This is a genomic window from Crystallibacter permensis (assembly GCF_025960875.1).
Taxonomy (GTDB): domain Bacteria; phylum Actinomycetota; class Actinomycetes; order Actinomycetales; family Micrococcaceae; genus Crystallibacter; species Crystallibacter permensis.
Genome location: NZ_JAODLR010000044.1, coordinates 1 through 8319, shown reverse-complemented (window position 1 = coordinate 8319; position 8319 = coordinate 1). Strand labels below are relative to the sequence as shown.

Annotated in this window: 5 protein-coding genes; 1 reads left to right on the top strand and 4 read right to left on the bottom strand. The window is 57.9% G+C overall.

Features of this window, described 5'->3' with window-relative positions:
* Positions 1–94 precede the first annotated feature (94 nt).
* The 3 genes from B0G38_RS22890 to B0G38_RS22880 form a co-directional block, all read right to left on the bottom strand.
* Complete coding sequence (locus B0G38_RS22890; protein WP_264671606.1) at positions 95–1729, bottom strand: aldehyde dehydrogenase (NADP(+)); 1635 nt, start codon at positions 1727–1729, stop codon at positions 95–97.
* A gap of 187 nt (positions 1730–1916) precedes the next feature.
* Positions 1917–2822 (bottom strand): dihydrodipicolinate synthase family protein, encoded by a 906-nt coding sequence (locus B0G38_RS22885; protein WP_264671605.1) that lies wholly within the window; start codon positions 2820–2822, stop codon positions 1917–1919.
* Between the two features lie 843 nt (positions 2823–3665).
* Positions 3666–5231 carry an ABC transporter substrate-binding protein gene (locus B0G38_RS22880; protein WP_264671604.1) on the bottom strand — a complete coding sequence of 522 codons (1566 nt, stop codon included), beginning with the start codon at positions 5229–5231 and terminating at the stop codon, positions 3666–3668.
* 168 nt (positions 5232–5399) lie between these two features.
* On the opposite strand from B0G38_RS22880, the gene B0G38_RS22875 reads away from it, so the two are divergent.
* Positions 5400–6137 carry a GntR family transcriptional regulator gene (locus tag B0G38_RS22875; protein WP_264671603.1) on the top strand — a complete coding sequence of 246 codons (738 nt, stop codon included), beginning with the start codon at positions 5400–5402 and terminating at the stop codon, positions 6135–6137.
* 613 nt (positions 6138–6750) lie between these two features.
* On the opposite strand, the gene B0G38_RS22870 is transcribed toward B0G38_RS22875, so the two are convergent.
* Complete coding sequence (locus tag B0G38_RS22870) at positions 6751–7902, bottom strand: L-talarate/galactarate dehydratase (protein ID WP_319801285.1); 1152 nt, start codon at positions 7900–7902, stop codon at positions 6751–6753.
* Positions 7903–8319: the final 417 nt, after the last annotated feature.

Here is an 8319-nt window from a genome sequence, read left to right as displayed (position 1 = left end):
TTACCGGTCAATCGGGCAAGCGCGAACACCCCCACGATCACAGCCACCAACGGCAACGCGCTGGAGAGGATTCGCTTTCTCAGGTAGACCAGCATTAGTTGTCCTCGCCATTTCGCAGACTGCGGCATCCACGGGTATAGGCCGGCTCCTTCGCGTTTTCTACGCTGCCGTCGAGGCGGCGGTTCAGTTTCCACGTGTTGTTGTCCTGCAGCGGCGCCGGCAGGAGCTCGTCCGGAACGTTCTGGTAGCTGACCGGGCGCTGGAAGCGGTGGATGGCCAGGCTGCCTACGGAGGTGGACCGTGAGTCGGACGTCGCCGGGAACGGCCCGCCGTGGACCATGGCATGTCCAACTTCGACGCCGGTGGGCCAGCCGTTGAAGAGGATGCGGCCAACCCTGCGCTCCAGCACGGGGAGCAGCTCGCGGGCCGCCACCTCGTCGCCCGGCGCGTAGTGGACGGTCGCGGTGAGCTGTCCCTGAAGGTTCTCGGTAGCGGTGGCGAGTTCCGCAGCGTCGGAGTAGCGCACGAAGAGCCCGGCCGCGCCGAAGACTTCCTCCTGCAGCCGCGGGGAGGCCGCGAAGTTCTCCGCACTGGTGCTGAACAGCCGCGGTGCCGGGGCATTCTCGGTGGCACCCGGAATGCCCTCGGCGACCTGCTCCACGCCGTCGGCCGCGGCCAGTTCCTGCACGCCTTCTTCCCACGCGCCGGCGATGCCCGGCGTGAGCATGGTCTGGCCCGCGCAGGAACGCAGCGAGCCGGCCGCGGCGCTGATGAAGGCGTCGCCGGTTTTGCCTTCGGGGACAAAGACCAGCCCGGGGTTGGTGCAGAACTGGCCTGCCCCCATGGTCAGCGAGCCGACAAAGTCGCCGGCCAGCGCGGCCGCGTCTTCGGCGATGGCGTCGGGCAGGACAAACACCGGGTTGATGGAGGACATCTCCGCGTACACCGGGATGGGTTCCGGCCGCGCCGCTGCGGTCTTCATCAGGGCGATGCCGCCGGCCTGCGAGCCGGTGAAGCCCACGGCCTTGATGCGCGGATCCGCCACGAGGGCCTGGCCGACCGAGCGGCCGGCGCCGAAGAGCAGCGAGAAGACGCCGTCGGGCAGGTCACTGTCTTTGACTGCCTTGGCAACGGCCTGGCCCACCAGTTCGGCGGTGCCGGGGTGTGCGTTGTGTGCCTTCACGATCACCGGGCAGCCGGCAGCCAGCGCGGAGGCGGTGTCCCCGCCGGCGGTGGAGAATGCCAGCGGGAAGTTGCTGGCACCGAATACGGCCACCGGGCCCAGCGGGATGTGGCGCTGGCGGATGTCCAGGCGAGCCGCCGGTTTGCGGTCCGGCTGTGCCGGATCGATGCGGACCTGCAGGTGGTCACCCTGGCGGACCACTGCGGCGAACATCCGCAGCTGGCCGATGGTGCGGCCGCGTTCGCCTTCCAACCGGCCGGCGGGCAGGCCGGTTTCGGCGGTGCCGCGTTCGGTCAGTTCGGCGCCGATGGCTTCGATGTTGTCGGCGATGCGCTCAAGGAATGCCGCACGTACCTCAGGAGACGTGGCGCGGTAAGTGTCGAACGCTGCCTCGGCGGCCTTGGTGGCGTCTTCGAGCTGAGCCACGCTGACCATGCCGAAGGCCGGTTCAAGCTTTTCGCCGGTGGCCGGATTGATGGCATGGACATCGCCGTCCAAACCTGCAACGCCCCTGCCGAATATCATTGATTGTCCATTAACTCGCATAAGTAACTCCGTGTCCTGTCTCGACATTATGGAGGCTGGTAGCGGGGAGATGAATTCGGCAGCACACATCAAACGGGTAGGAATGAAGAGTGCGCGCGAATTTAGTTCAAGCGCTTGGGGTACGACTTCCAGCGCTTACTGCAGCCTTTTTCGAGGTAGTGCATCTAGCCCTGGTTGTCGAGGGAGTTCACAGCGCTGATTGCCAGCCGACTATCATGTCCTTGACCAGCTGACGGTCGCGGGTATCAAGAACACTGATCGGCGGACGCACATCTCGTCTGCACAACCCGATTTGGGCAAGCGATTCCTTGACAACAGAAACATTCTTTTCTGAATCGTTCAGCGCCCGCAACTCCTCGAACGGCTGTATCAGTTCCCAAATTTTCATTGCGCTTCCTTTATCGGAAGCACGCAGCGACTGCAGTAGTTGCAGTGAAAGCGCGGGAGCTACGTTTGCAAAGCCGGAAGTGAATCCGGTGGCCCCAACGGCCCAGTAGCCTGGCGCTGACAACTCCGCTAGGCCAGCGATCCATACAATCTCATCACGGTCGCAGTCCCTGAGGACTGTCGCGAAGCGGACTGGATCGGCGACGGCGTATTTAACTCCGATCAGGTTAGGTGCGGCATCAGCGAGGCGCGCAATCGTTTTGCCATCTATACGAGGATTTCGAACGTAAAGTACGACTCCGAGTTGGGGGACGGCATTGGCGATAGCAACGTGGTAATCGAACCACCCTTCCACACTTAGATACGGATGAACGGGTTGATGGATCATGATCGCACTGGCGCCGGCCTGTTGGGCAGCTGTCGCAGCTTCTATGGCTTCTGGAACTGAATGTCCCACTCCAGCCAACACCGTGCCTGCGGATCCGACTGCGGCCACCGACAGCTCTAAGCAGCTTTGTCTTTCTTGAACTGTCAGCGAATAAAACTCGCTCGTATTTCCGTTTGGTGTTATCACCTCCATACCAGCTTCGACCATCCTGGAAATGATTTTCGTATATGAATCAGAGTCGACGTTGCCGTCAGAGTCAAAGGGAGTAACTGGGATGGCCACAACTCCTGCTAGCTGGCTACGTAGCTGGTCAAACATTATTTGCTCCTAAACTCGAAGTGATATCTCATATATGATACATGAAATGTGAGGAAAGCCACCAACTTCTGATGAAAGCACCTACACGCTTGTTGCAATCTAAGATGTGGCCGTATTCGCCGGTTAGGAATTCTCTGGATGCCTTCGGCCTGCATTGGCCGGAGCCCGGCATGCTCCAAGTTTCGACGCGGTGCGCTTTGGTGTCAGCAGCCCTTGTAACCGCGAGTAGTCAAAAACTCGGGAGGACAACACCCCAGGGCAGGGCGGCCCAGACCAGCAGCCCGCCCCGCGTTGGCTAAGCTGCCGGGAACTTCAACGTGTCATTCGTCGCTCAACTGGAGCAAAAGCGTCGCTGTAACGGGTGAGGGGGCCACTCCTTGTTTGCCACGCTCGCGGGTTGAGCTTACGCCAAGCGGATCGCCTTCCTGCTTCCAACGGGGCTTGCGCGCCCATCTGACTAATCGACAATTCTCGTCATCTGAGGCCAGTTTCGGCCCCCTGTCGGGATGCCTGCCGAAAGCAACGGCGGGACAGGCAAAGGGAGGGCCATCTCCAAGAATGCCGCGTCGACATGCGGGTACAAGCAGTCGATGCCGCTGGAAGGAGTGGCAAGCGGCCTCAATCAGTTTGACAAACACGAAAGCTGAGCGGGCCTCCTTCAAGTTCAAGGAAAGCAGCCATCGCGGACAGAATCAATGATGTCCAGATGGAACAGAGATTTCCGGAAATGCTGAAACGGCACCCCCGGCTGTCGGCTTCTTGATCGAAGCCAACTTTCGGAGGTGCCGTTTAGTAGATTTTAAACACTATGGGTCAGCGAAGGTCTCTTACAACTACCCCTCGTCATTGACCTGCCCTGTGCATATCGGCGACGCGCATTTCATCACCGGAAGCCGAGTTAGGTTCATACGAAACAACAGGACTGAGAGCAATCATTGCACCGACCTTGACCATCATTGCATCCCTGACAATCTCTTCGCGTTCATAGGCCAGGGCGTCCGCGAATGCTTGAGCTCTTTTTTCTCCGGTTGCGCTTTCACCAGCCGCGATCAGCGCGTCCAGTTCGGGAGTTCCATAGCTACTTTGTCCCCCTTCACTTCCGAGATTGTTTCGCAAAGTGAATGAGGCGTCCCCCGCTTGGTTTCCGTGCATACCCATGAGAAGCCGCGGACCAAAGTCAGTTGGAACAGGCCGCAACAAGTGCTGGAGCCAAGTATTTACATCTCCCATCTCCACCTTCACATTAAGGCCAGCTTCGGTGAGGCTATTTTGGACAACTTCCATGGCTTCGCCCGCTCTGGGATAGAAACCAGTGCGGCCAATGATGGTGATCTGCTCATCAACGGGAACGCCGTCGGCCTTTGCCTCCGCAATCAGCGCTTTCGCCTTCTCCATGTCATAAGGCCACGGTTGGAGATCCGGATTGTGGCCCGTTACGCCCTCAGGAACTAATTGGGTTGCTAACTTTCCTTTGCCCGCGAATATGGAAGCGAGAAGCCCTTCCTTGTCGAGTGCATAGTTGATGGCTTCTCGCACTCGAATGTCATTCAGCGGCGCTTTACCTGCGTCCATCCGCATATAAGTGACTTCATTGGTGTCGTATTCGACTGCTGAATCGCCTGCCCCATCTTCTGGCGACAATGTGATCGCAACGTCGGCTTCGTTATTTAGCACCATTGCCGCACGAATTGTCCCCTCCGGCCGCCACGAATATTCAGCCGTTGAAAAGTCCGGCAGTTCGCCCCAGTAGTCATCAAACCGTTCCAACGTCAGGCTGGTACCAGGCTGCCAAGCACCTACATGGTACGGGCCCGTTCCGATGGGTTCGCGGACTTTGTTCTGCTGGTCTGTGGTGACGGGCACAATACCGACGAAGGACAGCTTGAGCGGCAAGATGGGATCGGGTGTTGCCGATGTAACTTTGAGTTGCGAGTCGCTGACGACTTCGGTTGTGAGTTTTTGGTCAGCGAAGAACTGGCCAGTAACGTCACAACCTAGATCCGGATTCATCATTCGGTCTATGGAGAAGGCTGCAGCCTCCGCGTCGAAGGCTGTGCCATCGTGGAATTTAACGCCGTCTCTCAGGGTGAAAAGCCAGGTCTTCTCATCTAATTGCTGCCATTCGGTTGCAAGCGCAGGATTCAGCTCGCCGGTGGCCGGATCTCGCGAAGTCAACCCCTCCGAGATATTGGATCGTGTTACCAACCCTGTTGAGTTCTGGGAACTTTGGCACGGCTCGAGCGTCGGCGGCTCTTCTTTGAGCACTATCCGAATGCTATCGGCCGAAGCGGTTTGATCGGATGCGGTCCCGACTGAGCAGGCTTGCAAACCAAGCACCACAGTCAGGAATGCAGCTGTACTTAACGCACTGCTACGACGAAAGCGCATGGCCGGGCGTGTGGGAGTCAAAATTTTCTCCAAACTGTTAGCGACGTGGAGCTACTTTGCTCTCCGCCAATCTCTTTGGTCTCATATACCATATATGAGATACTCGCTGTGTGTCAAACCTCACATATGCGCGTCTGCGGTCTGCGCCAGGCGGGAAAGCTTGCGTCATATATCGCATACCATGGAGGTATGGCATCTGGAAGCAACGGAGGTGATTTCGTGAACGGGAAACTTGCCCTTCCTCAATCGCGAATAGAGTTAGTACTGGAGTCAATTCGCCAATCAATTTTGACCAACGAATTCGCTCCAGGCGCCCCACTGGTAGAGGCGGAACTCGCCGAAAGGATGGGGGTTTCCAAAACTCCTGTTCGGGAAGCGCTGAAAATTCTTTCGAACACCGGACTTGTTCAATTTGTCCCGTATAAGGGGGCCCGAGTCCAAAAAGTGGACGCGGAGTTCATTTCCGCGGTATGCGACCTGCGACTAGTCATGGAGCCCGAGGCGGTACGCCGGTCCGTTGAGGCTCAATCCCGTTCAAGCTTGGAACAGGCCAGGCGGGTCCTTGACGAAGCCCGTCAGGCGGTAGCTGCTGGCGATCGCGCGAAGTTGAGCATCCTTAACCGGCAATTCCATTCGCTCTTATATCAGGATTGCGGCAACCACCTGATGCGAGACGTGTTGGATAACTTAAGGGATCGTACGGCACTCATCAGCGTCATTGGATGGCAAACGGCCGAGAATTCAGAATCTGCCCCTTCTTATGAAATTGAATGGGGTGAGCATATGGCAATGTTGGACGCTGCATATGAGGCCAACGCGGAGTTGGCTCGGTCACTGGTTGAAGGCCATATTCGCCGCTTCTGCGAGCGGAGCCTCCACTCGGTTAGCCTCCCGCTTGGCGCTACCCTGTCGCCAGCCGCGTCATAGTAGAGCAGAGGCGCATACGAGCTTTGAAGGCGTGCGCCATTTTATGGTTGCATGGGCAGCGCCGCGACCCCGGCGAGCCGTTACCGGATGGATTGTTTGGACACGCTACCGAGCCCGAACGATGATACATGTCCATCTCGGCGCAGCTGGTCTCCCATTAATCTGGATCAGCACGACGCCACCTGTTCGTCCCGTTGCACATGTTGTCCGCGAGGACACGCCAGGCTCGAGCCTTTGGAGATTACAGCGGTTCGGTGCAACGATCTAGTCGAGTTTCACCTTGCTGCCGCATCGGACAGGGGCAGCGGTCTCCGGGCTGCTGTCGCTTAAGCGGCTCAGATCCGCCGTGATGAGACGTAGATTCAAATTCCGCCGACGGAACGGTTCCATTCAGTGACTGCGGCGGCATCTCATCCGCGGCTCAGAAAGGGACGCCGGTCCCTCATCGCCTCAGGCGCTCCCCGCTTGCCACTAAAGCCGCGATTGGATACCGCTATCAGTGATGCTTAATACCAACAAATAGCATGTGTCGGGCACGTTACATCGCCATACGAAAACGCTACTCTCCTCCTGATCGTAGCGGCCCGGCTGGGGCAGACACGACGAAAGAGTGCTATGGAGCTCCTTCGCCGAAAACAGCGGTCTCCGCTGTCCAACTCCTGGCCTGTTCGCTGATGCTAAACCCAAGGCCCGGACGCTCAGGGACGGTCATTCTTCCGTCCTTGATTTCGAGCCGCTCGTTAAAAAGCGGGTCCAGCCAGTCGAAATGCTCCACCCAGCTATCCAGTTCATATGCTGCTGCCAGATGCAGATGAATTTCCATCGCAAAATGTGGTGCCATGCTCAGGCCCGCTTGGTCTCCAAGTGCCATGATCTTCAGGAAAGGCGTGATACCGCCGACACGAGGAGCGTCAGGCTGGATGAAATCCACCGAGCCTTTCAAAATCAATTCACGGTGCTCCGCCACACTCGTGAGCATTTCACCAGTAGCAACGGGAGTGTCCAGTTCACGCGCCAGGATTGCATGGCCAGCGGCATCATGTGCATCTAACGGCTCTTCTATCCATGTCAGATTGAATTCCTCCAGCGCGCGGCCAATGCGGATTGCAGTCGTGCGATTCCACTGCTGGTTGGCATCCACCATGAGAGCAATTTCTCCGCCAAGGGCGTCCCGGATGGCGGCCACGCGCTCGAGGTCGATCCGCGGTTCAGGGTGGCCGACCTTTATCTTGACTCCGCCGACACCGGCGTCCACTGATACTTCGGCATTGGAGATGATTTCATCTATAGAGAGGGAGAGATACCCTCCGGAAGTGTTGTAGCAGGGAACTGAATCCCTGTGTGCACCTAGGAACTTGGCGAGTGGCAGGCGTGCCCGCTTGGCTTTCAGGTCCCACAGAGCAATGTCAATAGCTGCGATGGCTTGTGTGGATAAACCGCTGCGGCCCATAGAGGCGCTGGACCACATCAATTTGGTCCAGATACGCTGGATGTCATTCGGATCCACGCCTATAAGCTCGGGTGCGACCTCCTTTGCGTGCACAAACTGCCCAGGACCGCCAGCACGTATCGCATAGCTATAGCCGACACCCTCAAAGCCAGCCTCGGTGCCGATCTCGGCAAATAAGAATGCGATTTCCGTTAAGGGCTTCTGCTTGCCGGTCAGCACCTTTGCATCACTGGTAGGAGTGGCTAGAGGCAAATACGTCAGGGATAGTTTAACCGAAGAGATCCGGTCTGTGGATACTTCATACGGGGCCGCCATGGTTTTCATAGTCCCGGTTTGGTCCGGGAGACTGCTGGTTTGGCTCACATTCGCTCCTATAAACGGTATTGTTTCCGGACAGATAATTTCGAAGACGCTAGGATTATTTGTCTACGCGTTGCATTTCTCTCAGCCGCCTCCCGTCGCGGCCCCCTAAGTTAGGCGCGGTGTAGTTCCATGCAGCGATTCAGCCATTCTGCAGGATTAATGTAGCCAAACTGAATGAGCGTCCTTGTTCTGATATTCGGAGACTCAGCATTACGCCGCATCGGCAGACAAGCTGCAACTGCTGAAGGTGGCGCTCCCGGCTGAAGGAGTGATGAAGACGGCTACGGCTATGAGGACGTACTCTGCCCAGGTCACTGGTCTGTCACTGGGCCGGCGCCGGGGCCGGGTCCGGGTTGCGGACTTTGATCG

Bases quoted from the DNA above. Each gene is read 5' to 3' on its own strand.
- B0G38_RS22890 (WP_264671606.1), bottom strand. From the start codon at position 1,729: ATGCGAGTTAATGGACAATCAATGATATTCGGCAGGGGCGTTGCAGGT.
- B0G38_RS22885 (WP_264671605.1), bottom strand. From the start codon at position 2,822: ATGTTTGACCAGCTACGTAGCCAGCTAGCAGGAGTTGTGGCCATCCCA.
- B0G38_RS22875 (WP_264671603.1), top strand. From the start codon at position 5,400: ATGGCATCTGGAAGCAACGGAGGTGATTTCGTGAACGGGAAACTTGCC.
- B0G38_RS22870 (WP_319801285.1), bottom strand. From the start codon at position 7,902: ATGGCGGCCCCGTATGAAGTATCCACAGACCGGATCTCTTCGGTTAAA.